The 14,445-nt window shown below is 66.7% G+C and carries 14 protein-coding genes and 3 pseudogenes; 10 read left to right on the top strand and 7 right to left on the bottom strand.

Features of this window, described 5'->3' with window-relative positions:
* Nucleotides 1-67: 67 nt before the first annotated feature.
* The 4 genes and pseudogenes from ACPEE0_RS02095 to ACPEE0_RS02080 all read right to left on the bottom strand — a co-directional run bounded on the left by ACPEE0_RS02095 (nt 68) and on the right by ACPEE0_RS02080 (nt 4,009).
* Complete coding sequence (locus tag ACPEE0_RS02095; protein ID WP_009358335.1) at nt 68-265, bottom strand: hypothetical protein; 198 nt, start codon at nt 263-265, stop codon at nt 68-70.
* A gap of 184 nt (nt 266-449) precedes the next feature.
* On the bottom strand, nt 450-1,631 hold the full coding sequence (locus tag ACPEE0_RS02090) for a fatty acid desaturase family protein (protein WP_424575219.1): 1,182 nt from the start codon (nt 1,629-1,631) through the stop codon (nt 450-452).
* Nucleotides 1,632-1,653: 22 nt separating this feature from the next.
* A pseudogene (locus ACPEE0_RS02085) lies at nt 1,654-2,750 on the bottom strand (ferredoxin reductase).
* Between the two features lie 215 nt (nt 2,751-2,965).
* Nucleotides 2,966-4,009: an LLM class flavin-dependent oxidoreductase gene (locus ACPEE0_RS02080; protein ID WP_035752983.1), complete on the bottom strand. Its 1,044-nt coding sequence runs from the start codon at nt 4,007-4,009 to the stop codon at nt 2,966-2,968.
* Between the two features lie 54 nt (nt 4,010-4,063).
* Here ACPEE0_RS02080 and ACPEE0_RS02075 point away from each other — a divergent pair, with 54 nt between their 5' ends.
* The 3 genes from ACPEE0_RS02075 to ACPEE0_RS02065 are packed head-to-tail and all read left to right on the top strand — an operon-like array spanning nt 4,064 to nt 5,197.
* Nucleotides 4,064-4,423: a YnfA family protein gene (locus tag ACPEE0_RS02075; protein ID WP_035752985.1), complete on the top strand. Its 360-nt coding sequence runs from the start codon at nt 4,064-4,066 to the stop codon at nt 4,421-4,423.
* 33 nt (nt 4,424-4,456) lie between these two features.
* Complete coding sequence (locus tag ACPEE0_RS02070; protein ID WP_009358340.1) at nt 4,457-4,861, top strand: YidH family protein; 405 nt, start codon at nt 4,457-4,459, stop codon at nt 4,859-4,861.
* Nucleotides 4,862-4,864: 3 nt separating this feature from the next.
* Nucleotides 4,865-5,197: a DUF202 domain-containing protein gene (locus tag ACPEE0_RS02065; protein ID WP_009358341.1), complete on the top strand. Its 333-nt coding sequence runs from the start codon at nt 4,865-4,867 to the stop codon at nt 5,195-5,197.
* A gap of 15 nt (nt 5,198-5,212) precedes the next feature.
* Here ACPEE0_RS02065 and ACPEE0_RS02060 read toward each other — a convergent pair whose 3' ends face one another.
* A complete protein-coding gene (locus ACPEE0_RS02060) occupies nt 5,213-5,611 on the bottom strand; it encodes a hypothetical protein (protein ID WP_035752999.1) in 399 nt (132 codons plus the stop codon).
* A 94-nt stretch (nt 5,612-5,705) separates the two neighbouring features.
* Between ACPEE0_RS02060 and ACPEE0_RS02055 the strand changes: the two genes are divergently transcribed.
* From ACPEE0_RS02055 to ACPEE0_RS02045, 3 genes are all read left to right on the top strand, one after another.
* A complete protein-coding gene (locus ACPEE0_RS02055) occupies nt 5,706-5,942 on the top strand; it encodes a DUF2630 family protein (RefSeq protein WP_009358343.1) in 237 nt (78 codons plus the stop codon).
* A 69-nt stretch (nt 5,943-6,011) separates the two neighbouring features.
* Nucleotides 6,012-6,806 (top strand): carbon-nitrogen hydrolase family protein, encoded by a 795-nt coding sequence (locus tag ACPEE0_RS02050; protein ID WP_407710073.1) that lies wholly within the window; start codon nt 6,012-6,014, stop codon nt 6,804-6,806.
* Between the two features lie 324 nt (nt 6,807-7,130).
* Nucleotides 7,131-8,453 carry an ammonium transporter gene (locus ACPEE0_RS02045; protein WP_354177007.1) on the top strand — a complete coding sequence of 441 codons (1,323 nt, stop codon included), beginning with the start codon at nt 7,131-7,133 and terminating at the stop codon, nt 8,451-8,453.
* A 27-nt stretch (nt 8,454-8,480) separates the two neighbouring features.
* On the opposite strand, the pseudogene ACPEE0_RS02040 reads toward ACPEE0_RS02045, so the two are convergent.
* Nucleotides 8,481-9,094 (bottom strand): annotated as a pseudogene (locus tag ACPEE0_RS02040) (PadR family transcriptional regulator).
* Between the two features lie 180 nt (nt 9,095-9,274).
* Between ACPEE0_RS02040 and ACPEE0_RS02035 the strand changes: the two are divergent.
* From ACPEE0_RS02035 to ACPEE0_RS02025, 3 genes and pseudogenes are all read left to right on the top strand, one after another.
* Nucleotides 9,275-11,445 (top strand): annotated as a pseudogene (locus ACPEE0_RS02035) (transglycosylase domain-containing protein).
* A 257-nt stretch (nt 11,446-11,702) separates the two neighbouring features.
* A complete protein-coding gene (locus ACPEE0_RS02030) occupies nt 11,703-11,828 on the top strand; it encodes a GNAT family N-acetyltransferase (RefSeq protein ID WP_424573808.1) in 126 nt (41 codons plus the stop codon).
* On the top strand, nt 11,825-12,232 hold the full coding sequence (locus ACPEE0_RS02025) for a GNAT family N-acetyltransferase (RefSeq protein WP_424573807.1): 408 nt from the start codon (nt 11,825-11,827) through the stop codon (nt 12,230-12,232). Before ACPEE0_RS02030 ends, ACPEE0_RS02025 begins: the two co-directional genes overlap by 4 nt.
* Here ACPEE0_RS02025 and ACPEE0_RS02020 read toward each other — a convergent pair.
* A complete protein-coding gene (locus ACPEE0_RS02020) occupies nt 12,229-12,822 on the bottom strand; it encodes a DUF1992 domain-containing protein (RefSeq protein ID WP_009358347.1) in 594 nt (197 codons plus the stop codon). The genes ACPEE0_RS02025 and ACPEE0_RS02020 overlap by 4 nt on opposite strands.
* A 124-nt stretch (nt 12,823-12,946) precedes the next feature.
* Between ACPEE0_RS02020 and ACPEE0_RS02015 the strand changes: the two genes are divergently transcribed.
* A complete protein-coding gene (locus ACPEE0_RS02015; RefSeq protein WP_424573806.1) occupies nt 12,947-13,969 on the top strand; it encodes a beta-galactosidase in 1,023 nt (340 codons plus the stop codon).
* Nucleotides 13,970-14,445: the final 476 nt, after the last annotated feature.

Here is a 14,445-nt window from a genome sequence, read left to right as displayed (position 1 = left end):
GCACCGTTGTGCGGCGCCCGCGCACTCCCTACTCTAGGGCCGCGGATGGCGTTCGGCGCCGAACCTGCTACTGCGATGGCTGGGGCAGTTCACAGGAGATTTGCGGGTTGACCCCCATGTAGTTCAAGGGCCCGGCCACGATGGTGACGAGCACGGTTCCCGCCTCGGCACAGTTATCCGGTGCTCCGCTGAAGTAGCCGCGCTGCCATGCGGCCACGCCGCCGATGAGCAGCCAGATGACAAGAAGTGCTCCCAAGAACCGCATGATTCCTCCGTAGGCCGCGGCGGCTGTGGGATCAATTATGCGCGCCTGCCCGGGAGGTTGGAGAGCGTCGGCCGAAGACATGCAGGAAGTGGGAGAGCGTCGGTGGTGGGACAAAAACCTCCGGTTCCGGGTGGTCCCGGAACCGGAGGTTCCTTCAGTGCGCGTTGGACAGGCGGCGCGGTGGTTAGGCCGTGGCCGTCTTGCCCGGCAGTGCCAGCTTGAAGACCTTGGCCCAGGAGGATCCCACCTGCTTGATCAGCGGCCCGGTGGTGTACTTGAGCCCGTAGCGCTGGCAGATTTCGCGGACGCGCGGGGCCACCTCGGCGTAGCGGCTGGAGGGCAGGTCCGGGAACAGGTGGTGCTCGATCTGGTGCGACAGGTTGCCGGTCATGATGTGCATGAACTTCGAGCCCGAGATGTTGGCCGAGCCGATCATCTGGCGGACGTACCAGTCGCCGCGGGTTTCGCCTTCCACCATTTCCTCAGTGAAGGTGTCCGTGCCTTCGGGGAAGTGGCCGCAGAAGATTACCGCGTGCGCCCAGACGTTGCGGATCGCGTTGGCCGCGATGGTGCCGTAGAGGGCCTGCTTGCCGGAGCCGGTCAGCATGGCCACGGCGGGGGTGGCGGCGTAGTCCTTGGTGAACTGCGTGACCACCTTCTTGCCCAAAGCCTTGAGGTCCTTGAGCAGGGCCTCCTTGGACTTCGTGCCTTCCTTGTACTCGGTCAGTTCGAGGTCGTAGATGGCGATGCCCCACTCGAAGAGAGGCGCCAGGATGGCGTTGAACAGCGGGTTGGCCAGGTTGACGGGCTTCCACGGCTGCTGTTCGTCCATGCGCAGGAGGTTGTATCCGACGTCGTTGTCCTTGCCCACCACGTTGGTCCAGCGGTGGTGCAGGTCGTTGTGCGTGTGCTGCCAGGAGCGCGAAGGCGTGACGAAGTCCCACTCCCAGGTGGTGGAGTGGATGTCCGGATCGCGCATCCAGTCCCACTGGCCGTGCAGGACGTTGTGCCCGATCTCCATGTTCTCCAGGATCTTGGCCAGGCTCAGCAGCGTGGTTCCGGTAACCCAGGCGGCCTTGTTCTTGCTGACCAGCAGCGCTGCGCGGCCGGAGATCTCCAGTCCGCGCTGGATCTTGATCATCCGGCGGATGTAGGCCGCGTCCTCGGCGCCGCGCTTGGCCAGGATCTCGTCGCGGATGGCGTCGAGTTCACGGCCCAGCTCCGCCACCTGCTCGTCGCTCAGGTGCGCCGCTGCAGGCGGCCGGACGGTGGGGCTGCCGGACTCAGCCAGCTTTCCGGGGCGCGTCCTGGACCCGCCGGCGGCGCTGCCTTTGGTGGATGCGGGAGTGGTTTTGCTGGGTGAGATTACCAGACATACCTGGTGCTCCTCAGAGTTCGAGGTTGACGGGTCCGGCGGCTGCCGAGACACACGTTTGGATCAGTTGGCCGGGTTCGCCGTGGACTTCCCCGGTGCGGAGGTCGCGGACCTGGCCGGCCCGGAGCGGGGTGAGGCAGCTGTGGCAGATGCCCATCCGGCAGCCGCTGGGCATCAGGATTCCGGCGTCCTCGCCCACGTCCAGGAGGGGGTGTCGCCGTCGGCTTCCACTTCCCGGTCGGACGTTTCGAAGGTGACCACGCCGCCGTCGTGCCCCACGCCGAGGTTGAAGGTGGTATTGAACCGTTCGATCATCAGGTTGCCGGTGGTACCGGCCACCGCTACCTCGGAGCCGGGGGCCGCCGTGGTGAGCGCGGCACGCTTCCAAAGGGCCTCGGCGTCGTCCAGGAAGCTGTCCGGACCACAGGCGTAGGCTGCGCGTTCCTTCCAGTCCGGGCAGAGCTCGTCCAGCTGGTCTGTGCTGGTCAGGTCCATGCGGCCCTGCTCACCGGTAAACCAGTGGGCAAGCCGGAAGTTGGGGAACTGGTCTGCGAGCTCGGCGAGCTCCTCACGGAACAGGCTGTCGCCGGGAGTCTTGGCCGAGTGGACCAGCACGACGTCGGCATCCGGGCGCCGCGGCACAAGCGTGCGGATCATGGACATCACCGGAGTGATGCCGCTGCCCGCCGTGACCATCAGCAGGGGCCGGGGGTGCTCCGGGAGAACGAAGTCGCCCTGCGGGGGTGCCAGGAAGAGGACATCGCCGGGACGGGTGGTGCGCACCAGCGTGCCGGACACGGCACCGACATCCGTGACGGTGATGGCCGGATCCTTGCCCGCCGGGGCGCTCAGGGAATAGGAGCGCCAGTGCCGGACGCCGTCGAGTTCGACGCCGATGCGGGCCCACTGGCCTGCGAGGTGCGAGTGCCAGCCGCGCCCGGGCCGGAAGAAGATGGTGGCAGACTGCGCAGTTTCCTGCACCACGCGCGTGACCACGCCGCGCAGCTGGCGGGCGGAGTACACCGGGTTGAACAACGCAAGGATGTCCTCGGGCGCCAGTGGCGTGGTGAGTACTGAGGCCGCCTGGGCCAGCTGTCGTAGCCGGATCATGCGATTAAGCCTAGAGCGGCGCGAGCCATATTTCTCTCTCTCCGTCATATGACCGTTCCGCAGTCACGCTGTAAATGGGCGCTAAGCCCCCAAGCCGCACTTTAAGAGTAACGGCTGGCGTCCATGGATGGTTCCATCGCAACTCAGTAAGCATGCTTAGTGTATAACCAGAAGAGCCACCCGGGCACAAGTTTCTTCCGAGCGGGTGCGGAGTTTTACGGCCGGTCAGGAGCGGGAGGGGCCCATCCCAGCGCCGGGGCTATATGCCTGGCCACGTTGCCTAAAAGTTTGGCGTTGAACTCCACTCCCAGCTGGTTGGGGACCGTCAGCAGCAGGGTGTCCGCCGCCTGGACGGCTGAATCGGCAGCCAGCGCTTCTGCCAACTGGTCGGGTTCGCCCACATAGCTCTTGCCGAACCTGGCGGTGAGCCCATCGATGATCCCCACCTGGTCCCGGCTGTCCCGCAAGGCGCTCCCCGCGAAGTAGCGGCTGTCCTCGGCATCCACGATGGGCAGCACGCTGCGGCTGACGGAGATCCGGGGTTCGCGCCGGTGGCCGGCCGCGGCCCAGGCGTCCCGGAAGAGCCGAATCTGCTCGGCCTGCAGTTCGTGGAACGGAACGCCGGTGTCCTCCGTCAGCAGGGTGGAACTCATCAGGTTCATGCCCTGCTCGGCAGCCCAGACGGCGGTCTTGCGGCTCCCTGCTCCCCACCAGATGCGTTCGGCGAGGCCGGGCGACTGGGGCTGGACCGGCAACAACCCGGTGGCACCCCCGGCGTACCGCGGATCAGCCTCGGCCACGCCGGCGCCGCTGACCGCCTTCCGGAAAAGGGCCGTGTGGCGCCGGGCCATATCGGCGTCGGTCTCACCCGGTTCCGGCAAATAGCCGAAGGCTGACGCGCCCTGCCGGGCCGGCTCGGGTGAACCTCGGCTGATGCCGAGCTGAAGCCGGCCGCCGCTGATCAGGTCGGCGGCTGCTGCCTCTTCGGCCATGTAGAGGGGGTTTTCGTAGCGCATGTCGATCACCCCGGTGCCGATTTCGATCCGGCTGGTACGCGCCGCGATGGCGGATAGCAGTGGGAATGGGGAGGCCTGCTGACGGGCGAAGTGGTGGACACGGAAGTACGCGCCGTCCACACCAAGCTCCTCCGCGGCGACGGCCAGCTCGATGCCCTGGAGCAGCGCCTCACCGGCGGTCCGGGTGCGGGAGCCCTGGCCGGGACCCCAGTGGCCGAATGACAAGAATCCAATGCGCTCCATACCTGTCCCCAACCTCCGGGACCCGGCGGCATTCCCGGCTGGCATGATGGCTGCGTGGGTACTCCTGACGCGACATTAACTATCGGCAAGACTGTCCTGCTGTTCACCCCGGCAGCTGCGGCGGAGATTGGCGGCGCCTGGCTTGTGTGGCAATCCGTGCGTGAGGGCAAGGACTGGTGGTGGGCAGGGCTGGGCGTCATCGCCCTGGGCGCCTACGGCTTTGTGGCAACCCTGCAGCCGGACGCCCACTTTGGCCGGATCCTGGCAGCCTACGGTGGCGTGTTCGTTGCCGGTTCGCTCGCCTGGGGCATGATCTTCGACGGTTTCCGGCCGGACCGCTGGGACGTCGCAGGTTCCCTCATCTGCCTGCTGGGCGTGGCCGTGATCATGTTCGCGCCGCGGAGCGGCAGTTAAAGGAGGTCCGGCCGCACCGCCTAAACTGGCACCGTGACCAACTCGCAGCCAGCATCCAGCGAACCTTCACCGCCGTCGCGCGGAAGGATCGCCGAGCGGCTGCTGCCGGGCGGGGAAGAGCCGGACCCCCGGTTCACCCTCGCCAACGAGCGCACCTTCCTCGCCTGGATCCGCACATCCCTGGCGCTGCTGGCGGGCGGCATCGCCATCGAGGCGTTCACCGCCGACCTGTTCCTGGAGCCGGTCCGCAAGGGCCTGGCCATTGTGCTGCTACTGCTCGGCATGCTGCTCAGCGCCGGGGCGGCGGTACGTTGGCTCCGGGTGGAACGCAGCATGCGCAACAAGGCACCCCTGCCGCTGCCCCTCATTGTGCCGCTGCTTGCGGCGGCAGGCGCCCTGGCGGCCGCCGTCGTGCTTGTCTTCATCCTCTGGCGCTGACGGATGGCACGTTCCCGCCCCGGTCCCCACGGTGATCCCGGCCTGCAGCCGGAACGGACCAGCCTTGCGTGGGGCCGCACCATGATGGCGCTGGTGACCGTCAGCGCAATTTTCCTGCGATGGCTTCCGGCGCACGGATTCCCCATCCTGCTGCTGTTCGCAGTTTCCTCGGCGGCCGCACTGGCTATCTACCTCACCCAGCGCCGGCGCTACAGCACCAGCTCCCATGGCATAGCCAGGGAAAACGTCGACGCCGACATCACCGCAGTGCTGTGGACGGCCTTCGCTGGGGTTGTGCTGGGCGCCTTGGGCATCGGCGTGGTCCTCGCCGCCTAGCTGCCGGCGTACGTTTCAGAACATCGGCAGGACAAAACCGGCCAGCAGGGCCACCGCCCCGATGCCGGTCAGCACGCGGCCCAGCACCGCAGCCGTCCGGCCGGCCTCCTCCGGCTCCGCAGTCTGCCATTGGGTGGGACGCTTCGGATGGTAGTAAATGGGCAGCGTATCGCCCTCGGAAAGGTGCTTGATGTCGTGCGGCGACATGGGTGCCCGGTGCACCTGCTGCTTCCGGTCCAGCCAGCGGAAACCCACGCCGGTGCTGTCCGAGTACACCACGGCGTCGGCCACTGCCCAGGGGTGCACGAAGCGGCGGAGGAACCCGGTGTAGAACAGCAGGCCCAGGCCGGTGGGCAGGCACATCCAGGTCAGCATTTCCAGGATTGGACCTGCCATATCGAGCACAGTGGGCATGAACCTGATGGTACCGCGCAGGGGGTGGTGGGTTCTGCAGCGACTACGTACCCTGAGGGGACCAGAGGGACCTGCAAGGGAATGAGGGGAAACCGTGAACGATCAGGATATTTTGGCGCGCATCCAGGCCCTGGTGGAGGAGGAGCATTCCCTCCGCGAGGCGGCGGGCGACGGCCAGGTGCCGGACCAGGCCCGGCTTAAGCAGGTGGAGGAAAGCCTGGACCAGTGCTGGGACCTGCTGCGGCAGCGCAGGGCCAAATCGGAGTCCGGGGAGAACCCCAACGAGGCCGAGGCGCGGCCCGTCAGCGAGGTGGAGGGCTACAAGCAGTAGCTCGCTAAGCTGGGGATGCCCCCCGCCTAGCGCGCACCTGCCCCGCGGGCACCAGATTGGAGTTCATCCATGCGTCTCGCAGTCGCTCAGATCGTCAGCAGTGCTGACCCGGCAGCCAACCTGGAACTGATCCGGGACTACGCCGCACAGGCCAAGGCGGCCGGCGCGGAACTGGTGGTCTTTCCCGAGGCGGCGATGCGGGCTTTCGGCCACTCCCTGCGGGACATTGCGGAACCTCTGGACGGGCCGTGGGCCGATAAGGTCCGAAGCATCGCCAGGGAGCTGGAGATCGTGGTGGTGGCGGGGATGTTCACTCCCGGGAAGGACGGCCGGGTCCGCAACACCCTGCTGGTAACCGGCCCCGGCGTGGACACGTCCTATGACAAGGTCCACCTTTTCGACGCCTTCGGCTTCACGGAGTCCAAGACCGTGGACGCCGGGGAAAGCCCCGTCACGTTCGAGGTGAACGGAACAGTTTTCGGCCTGGCCACGTGCTACGACGTCCGGTTTCCGGCACTGTTCACGGCCAACGCGAAGGCCGGGGCCCAGGTGAACATCGTGTGCGCCTCCTGGGGTGCCGGTGAAGGGAAGGCGGAACAGTGGGACCTCCTGATCCGCGCCCGGGCACTGGACAGCACCACCTTCGTGGTGGCCTGCGGCCAGGGCGACCCCGAGACCATCGGTGCGGGACCGGCCGGCAGCGCCCCCACCGGCATCGGCCACAGCGCCGTCATCTCCCCGCTGGGCTCCGCCCTGGCAGCGCTCGGCGGCAAGCCCGAACTCGCCGTCGTGGACATCGATCCCTCCTCGGTTGACGAGATTCGCGCCAAGCTCCCGGTCCTCACCAACGCCCGGCAGTTCTAGCCAACAGCAGTGAGCCGCCGTTCACGGACAGGAAACGTGGCGGCAGGAAGCGTTCGACGGCGTTCCTCACCTTCTCCCCCGGCACTTCCCCGCCGTTCCGGGCCGGGAGAGCCGTGCACGCCTTTTCCCGCGCAGCCGGAAGGGTGCCCGTTAACACGGCGGAAACATCTTCGACACGCGAACTTCACGCCGAAGCGGTTTGTGTAACCTCGCCGCAACTTTCCAGGGCGGTAACCGAAACACAGGCAACGAAAGATTGGTCCCCGGGGGAATTGCCGGGACGTCAGGATCGTCCCGGGAGGATCTTGCGCGAAGGGACCGCTGGTGGAAATTTCTGCCCAACACGTCTGGCTGATGATGTCGGCCGCCATGGTACTGCTGATGACTCCGGGACTGGGTCTTTTCTACGGCGGCATGACGCGCGCCAAAGCGGCCCTCAACATGATCATGATGAGCTTCATTTCCGCCGGCATCGTCGGGGTGGTGTGGGTCCTGTGGGGCTACTCGATGACCACCGGCGACGGCGTGCTGGGCCTCTTCGGCAACCCCTTCACCAGCTTCGGACTGCAGAACCTGATGGGCTCCCCGGACCTGATCAAGGCTGGTTTCAGCTCCACGTTCGCCATCATCACGGTGGCCCTGATCAGCGGCGCCATCGCGGACCGGGCGAAGTTCGGCGCCTGGGCGCTGTTCGTGCCGCTGTGGATCACGGTGGTCTACTGCCCGCTCGCCTACATGATCTGGGGCGGCGGCCTCCTGAGCCCGGGCGGTGCCCTCACCGCCATCTTCGGCCAGGTCATCGATTTCGCCGGCGGCGCCGTGGTGGAGATCAGCTCCGGAACAGCAGCCCTGGTCCTCGCCCTCATCGTCGGGCAGCGGCACGGCTTCGCCAAGGACCCGAACCACCGCCCGCACAACGTGCCTTTCATCATGCTGGGTGCCGCCATCCTCTGGTTCGGCTGGTTCGGCTTCAACGGCGGCGCCGCCACCACCGCGGAGCAGGCAGGCCTGATCTGGGTGAACACGCTGGTTACCCCGGCCGCGGCCATGCTGAGCTGGCTGGTCACGGAGAAGATCCGGCACGGCCACCCCACGTCCCTGGGTGCGGCATCAGGCGTGGTGGCCGGGCTTGTGGCCATCACCCCGTCCTGCGCCAACATCAGCCCGGTGGCCGCAATCGGCCTGGGCCTGGTGGCCGGTGCGGCCTGCGCCGTCTTCGTCGACCTCAAATACCGGTTCGGCCTGGACGACTCCCTGGATGTGGTGGGCGTCCACCTCGGTGCCGGGCTCATCGGCACCCTGGCACTTGGCTTCATCGCCCTGCCCGTTGACGGCCAGGGCGGCGGACTCTTCTACGGCGGCGGCGTCCAGCAACTCATCGCCCAGACGGCGGCCGTCGTCGTCACCATGCTGCTCTCCGGACTCGGCACCCTGGTCATCGGCCGGGCGATCAACAAGACCATCGGGTTCCGGGTCAGCCACGAAGCCGAGACTGCCGGCGTGGACCTGTCCGAGCACGCAGAGAGCGCCTACGCCTTCGGTGAGCTGGGCGCCGGGTTCAACCCGCTCCGGTCTGGTTCCGCCGACCCCCACGGTACAGCCGGGAACGCTGTTGGACAGCGGGCCAAGGAAGATTCCTTCGCCTAGGGTGCCGAGCCGCCGGGCTTCCCTGTCCTAGTCCGCCAGGATCTTGTACAGGGCCCGGCGGGTTTCATCCAGCTTTTCGATGGCTGCCGCACGCTGCTCCTCGGAGACGCCGCTGCGGAACTGGTGGATGACGCCCATCAGCTTGCCGATGCTCTGGTGGAATTCCCGGTCCGAGCTGTCCGGGCCGGCGTTCCACGCATTCTCCATTTCCTCGGCGTGCTCTGCAACGTAGGCCCTGCCCGCGTCGGTCAGGGCAAACTCGGTGCCGCGCCCTTCGCTCAGCGCCTCGATGAGGCCCTCGTCCACGAGCTGCTGCAGCGTCGGATAGATGGACCCGGGGCTCGGCGCCAGGCGCCGTCCGTCTTTTCGGCGATGGTCTTGATCAACCCGTAACCATTCGACGGAGACTCGGCCAGGAGCGAGAGGATGGCCGCGCGGACATCGCCGCGGTTAGCCCGCCTCGGACCGCGGCCGAAGCCCGGACCAAAACCGGGCACGAAGCCCGGGCCGAAACCGGGTCCAAAGCCCGGGCCGGATCCGCCGCCGCGGTGGCCGTGCGGCCCGCGGTGGCCCCTTCCCCGTTCAAACCTGCCCCTGCCGGCTTCGCGGTGGGGGAATTTTTCGTCAGAAACACCCTTCATGATGGATCGTCCTTTCCAAGGAAGTCGTTTTCACTGACCTCTTCAGCGATAGTTAACGATATGTCGGTAACTATCGCCCGTCAAGGAACAACTGTGACCAAATCCTGATCTGCCTGGCTCTGGAAGACCCACCTACCCGGGCGTAGTCTTTTCACACCTCCAAGCTCCGAGGGCTGAAGAATGGCGAAAAAACGGAAGCGCAGGCGCGGCGAAGGCAGCGCCGTGGGACGAATCCTGGGGTTCCTGGCCGCGAGCGCCATGTGCGGCGTCCTGGTGGCCAGCCTGGTGGTCCCGGCAATAGCCGCCGCAGGATTCGGCGTCAGCAACTCCATCGGGTTCTTTGAAAGCCTGCCCGAGGAGCTGACCGTCGAGCCGCCGTCGCAGTCCACCAAGGTGCTGACCTCCGACGGCCAGACGATTGCCACGTTCTATGCGGAGAACCGCGTCCGGATTCCGCTGGACCAGATGTCGCCGTACATCAAGGACGCCGTCATCGCCATCGAGGACAGCAGGTTCTACGACCATGCCGGCGTGGACCCGCAAGGCATCCTCCGTGCAGTAGTGGCCAACCTGACCAGGGGCGAGCAGCAGGGCGCTTCCACCATCACGCAGCAGTACGTCACCAATGTCATCAATGAGTCGCGGGTGTCGCAGGACCGGCCTGACGAGGTGGTCCTCAGCGGCCAGAAGGACATGGGCGACAAGCTGCGGGAGATGAAGCTCGCCATCGCCCTGGAGAAGAAGTTCAGCAAGGAGCAGATCCTTGAGGGCTACCTGAACATCGTGTTCTTCAACAGCGACGCCTACGGCATTGAGGCCGCCGCACACTATTTCTTCAGCACCACCGCCAAGGACCTCACCCTCCCCCAGGCGGCTTTGCTGGCCGGACTGGTGAACAGCCCCACGTTCTACAACCCGGCCATCAACCCGGACAAGTCCATGGCCCGCCGCAATCAGGTACTGGGCGAAATGCTCACACTGGGCAAGATCACCCAGGCCGAGCACGACCAGGCGGTTGCCACCCCGATTGAACTCAAGATCAGTCCGGAGCGGCAGGGCTGCGCGAACGCCAGCATGGCCCCATACTTCTGCGACTACGTCTCACACCTGATCCTGAACAATCCAGCCTTCGGCCAGAATGAGGCCGAACGCCAGCGAAAACTGTATCGCGGCGGCCTGACCATCATCACCACGCTGGACAGCCGGTTGCAGGCCGCTGCCCAGGCGCAGGTGGACGGCACGGCCGGGGCCAACCCCGACCGGTGGGGCGCCGCGCTGGTCACGGTCCAGCCGGGAACCGGCAAGATCCTGGCCATGGCCCAGAACACGGTGTTCCTGGCGGAGCCGGGCAAGTTCGACACCCACCTGAACTTCAATGTGGATGCCAAGGATCCCCAGGGCAACAACCTGAATGGTGCGGGCGGGTTCCAGACCGGTTCCACCATGAAGCCGTTCACGTTTGCCCAGTGGTTGAACGAGGGCAAGCCGCTGACAGCGGAGGTGGACGCCTCACGGCGCGTCTATCCGCTGGGCTTCCCGTGGCGGTCGAGCTGCGGCAGGGTGCTGGGCGCCTACAGCACGGCGCAGAATAACCCCGAGCTGGGCGCCGCGGATGACCTGCAGAATTCCGAAGAGGGCTTCTACCGGAAGATGCCCATCAACTATGGCCTGTACAACTCCATCAACACGGCCACCTTCGCATCAGCCGCGCAGCTGGATTTCTGCGGCATCCAGAAGATGGTGGACAGCGTGGGCCTGCACAACGGGCTGGACGGGTCGCCGATCAACATGCACCAACTGGGCAACCTGCTCGGTGCCACCAACGTGGCTCCGCTGCATATGGCGAACGCTTTCGCGACCTTCGCCAATGACGGCCGCTACTGCGCCCCGATCGCACTGGTAGAGATCACCGACGCAGCGGGCGGCAAGCTGCCGGCGCAAGGAGTCGAGTGCCGGGATGCCGTCAAGCCGGACGTGGCGCGGGCGTCAATTCGGTGCTGCAGGACGTGCTGGTGAGGGGTTCGGGTTTCTGGATCAACCCCAAGGTCCACGACAAGTGGCCGACGGCCGCCAAGACCGGCACGTCCAACAACAACGGGGCAACCTGGATCGTCGGTTACACGAGCGGGCTGTCCACCGCCTCCTTCTTCGGGGACCCCCTTGAAAGCCAGAAACGCCCGGGCCAGAACGTCACCATCAACGGGACGTTCTACCCGCGGCTTGACGGCTACATGATCGCAGGACCGCAGTGGGCGAACTACATGCTGAAGGTGGCGCCGCTGTACCCGGCAGCACCCTTCCCCGGCCCTCCGCCATCGATGATCGGGCCCAACCCCACACCCAAGCCCTGAGTCCCAGAACTCTACGTCAGTCATCCAGGGGACCGGCCTTACCTGGTACCTGGACGGAGTTCTACACTGCTGCCCGCTTCCGGGCTTGTCCCGAGGCGGATCTACCCAGAAGCGCAGTTCCCGGCAGTGGGGGTGCGGTGGAGTGGTAGGTGTGGCCTGTTGGGGTGCGGGTCTGGACGGTGTGCCGGAGGCCGGGCAGCGGGAGTGGTTTTGCCGACCAGCCGCCCAAGCCGCGTCGCTCTGCCACAATGAACGGCGTGAAGAGCCTCGAAACGGAGCGGCTGATCCTCCGCCAGTGGGAACCGGAGGATGCCGGTTTTGTGCTGGATCTCTACTCCCGGTGGGAGGTCCAGCAGTTCATCGGCAATCCGCCCAGGTCATGACGGACCTGCAGCAGGCGGAAGAACGGATCCGCGTGTGGCGGGCGACGGACCACCCTGGCCATGGAGCCTGGTCCGTTCAGATCAAGGCCACCGGGGAGTTGGCCGGAGCGCTGCTCCTGAAGTCCATTCCGGCGTCGGGCGGTTCACTTCCCCTGCAGCCCTCCGGGGACACTGAAATCGGCTGGCATTTCCACCCCGACTACTGGGGCCACGGCTATGCGAGCGAGGCGGCGGCCGCGGTCCTCGCGTATGCCTTTGACAGCGGCTTGCGGAAGGTAGTGGCAGTGACGGCGCCCGCCAACACCGCGTCACAGAAGGTTTGCATCCGGATCGGACTGGTTCACAAGGGGCAGACTGGGCGCTACTACAACGCCCTCTGCGAGCTCTTCGAGCGCACTGCCTAGCCGGCGCCCTTCCACAGCTTCTGCCACCACGAGCGCGGAGCTTCAGGCTCCGGCGCCGGCTCGACGGTCCGGGAGGCGCGCCGCTGCCGCCAGCGGACCACTTCCTCTTCGACATCCCGCAGCCTGGTGATGACCGGTGGGCCGCCCTGCAGCTGCCGCCGTGCATCGACCACCCGGCGGTTGAAGTCCTGCAGGATGTCGCGGACCTGCTGCTCGGTGTATTGGGCATCAAGTTTGGCATCCAGCTCCGCATCCTCGGTGCGCAGGAGGATGGCCGGCGGGCCGAGGCCGCTGATGTTCTCGCGCTGGAGCAGGCCCTTGACCCACCAGTCGGGATCGTACGACTCACCCAGCCCCGGGATGGGCTTGCCGGCGTACTTGAGGTTGTCGAACTTGCCCTGGGCCATGGCGTCCCGGACCAGGTAATCCGCCCTGGCGGCATCGCTTACCTTGCGGCGCTTTTCCCGTTCCTTCGCTTCCAGGGCATCAAGGGCGGCTTCCTCCTCGGCGCTGATGCCGGCTCCCCGGTAGGACCGCACCTCGGCGGCGCGCTCCAGCCGCTTCCGGAATTCCCCGGACCCGCTTCCCATCCTGCCACCGCCTTCCGCAGCCAACCCCGCCACTGCTACAAGTATTTCGAAGCCCTCCGGACGGTTCAACGCCTTCGCCAGCACAGGGCAAGAAAACGCTTCCCCGATATGCGATACTTCCAGCATGCCCGATCCTCTGAAACGTTCCACTTCCGTCCTGCGCGCCACCCACGCACCCTGGGACGGGCCGCTGGTCCGGCCCGCAATGAGCAACACGGAGGAACGCCACGAAAGGTTCCGGGTCACCAGCCGATACGTGGAGCTGGGCGGGAAGCCGGCGATCCCGGTGTCCGGCGAGCTGCACTACAGCAGGGTTCCCCGCGCGCGGTGGGAAGAGCGGCTGCGGCTGATGAAGGCCGGCGGAATCACAGTGGTGGCCTCCTACACGTTCTGGATCCACCATGAGCGCACCGAGGGCAAGGTAAGTTTCGACGACGGCCTGGACGTGGCAGCGTTCGTCCGGCTGTGCAGGGAGGTCGGTCTGGACGTGGTGCTGCGCGTCGGGCCCTGGTGCCACGGGGAGGTCCGGAACGGCGGATTTCCGGACTGGGTCAAGGCGGCGCCGGCGCAGCACCGCACCAATGATCCCGCCTACCTGGACCTGGTAGGGCGCTGGTTCGGCTACCTGGGCGAGGAGCTGGCCGGGCTCCTCGGGCCGGACAGCAACGTCATCGGAATCCAGCTGGAAAACGAGCTGTACGACCAGCCGGACCACCTCACCGAACTCAAGAGGCTGGCAAGGAACGCCGGACTGTCCGCGCCTGTGTGGACGGCGACGGCGTGGGGCGGCGCCGAGCTTCCCGACGGCGAGGTCCTGCCCCTGTTCGGCGGCTACGGCGACGGCTTCTGGGTGGACGCCGATGCACCGTGGGACCCCACCTTCCGCGAGCACTACTTCTTCAGCCACACCTGGGACGATCCGGGCATCGGCGCGGACGTCCGCGGGCAGCTGGGAACCCGCGCAGCCGCAGCCCCGCGGACGCCGTCGGCCCTTTCCCGCCCGCCACCTGCGAGCTCGCGGGGGGCATGGCCACCGCCTACCAGCGCCGGCCCTGGCCTCAGGGCCTGGATGTGGGTGCGGTGGCGCACAACAAGATCGGCAACGGCTCGGCCTGGCAGGGTTACTACATGTTTGCCGGCGGCATGAATCCGGCCGACGGACTGCAGGAATCACAGGACACGGGCTACCCCAACGACCTCCCCCGGTTCGACTATGACTTCCATGCGCCGATCGGCGCCTCCGGGCGGCCGGCGTCCAGTTTCGCCGCGCTCCGGAAGCAGCACGCCTTCCTGGCAGCGTTCGGCGGGCGCCTTGCCCGGATGCCGTCCTCTTTGCCGGATGTCATGCCCGCAGGAGTGGAGGACGCCACCACCCTTCGCTGGGCGCTGCGCAGCGACGGCAGCACGGGCTTCGTCTTCATCAGCTGGCACCAGCCGCATGTCCCGCTGCACACCTACCGCGGCGCGCAGTTCGAGGTAACGCTCGACGGCGGAGCGGTCACCTTCCCCGCCGTGCCCGTGAACATCCCGGCCGGAACTCTCGCCCACTGGCCCGTCAACCTGGACGTGGCCGGCGTGACCCTTGAGTGGGCCACGGCCTCCCCGCTGACCCTGCTCGAACCG

The sequence above is a fragment of the Arthrobacter sp. SD76 genome, assembly GCF_049726125.1.
Classification (GTDB): domain Bacteria; phylum Actinomycetota; class Actinomycetes; order Actinomycetales; family Micrococcaceae; genus Arthrobacter; species Arthrobacter nitrophenolicus.
This window is presented reverse-complemented; position numbering and strand designations above follow the sequence as displayed.

Excerpts from the sequence above, each read along its gene's own strand:
- ACPEE0_RS02015 (WP_424573806.1), top strand. The coding sequence starts at position 12,947 with ATGCCCGATCCTCTGAAACGTTCCACTTCCGTCCTGCGCGCCACCCAC.
- ACPEE0_RS02095 (WP_009358335.1), bottom strand. The coding sequence starts at position 265 with ATGCGGTTCTTGGGAGCACTTCTTGTCATCTGGCTGCTCATCGGCGGC.
- ACPEE0_RS02025 (WP_424573807.1), top strand. The coding sequence starts at position 11,825 with ATGACGGACCTGCAGCAGGCGGAAGAACGGATCCGCGTGTGGCGGGCG.
- ACPEE0_RS02050 (WP_407710073.1), top strand. The coding sequence starts at position 6,012 with ATGCGTCTCGCAGTCGCTCAGATCGTCAGCAGTGCTGACCCGGCAGCC.
- ACPEE0_RS02020 (WP_009358347.1), bottom strand. The coding sequence starts at position 12,822 with ATGGGAAGCGGGTCCGGGGAATTCCGGAAGCGGCTGGAGCGCGCCGCC.
- ACPEE0_RS02065 (WP_009358341.1), top strand. The coding sequence starts at position 4,865 with ATGGCACGTTCCCGCCCCGGTCCCCACGGTGATCCCGGCCTGCAGCCG.
- ACPEE0_RS02060 (WP_035752999.1), bottom strand. The coding sequence starts at position 5,611 with ATGCCCACTGTGCTCGATATGGCAGGTCCAATCCTGGAAATGCTGACC.
- ACPEE0_RS02080 (WP_035752983.1), bottom strand. The coding sequence starts at position 4,009 with ATGGAGCGCATTGGATTCTTGTCATTCGGCCACTGGGGTCCCGGCCAG.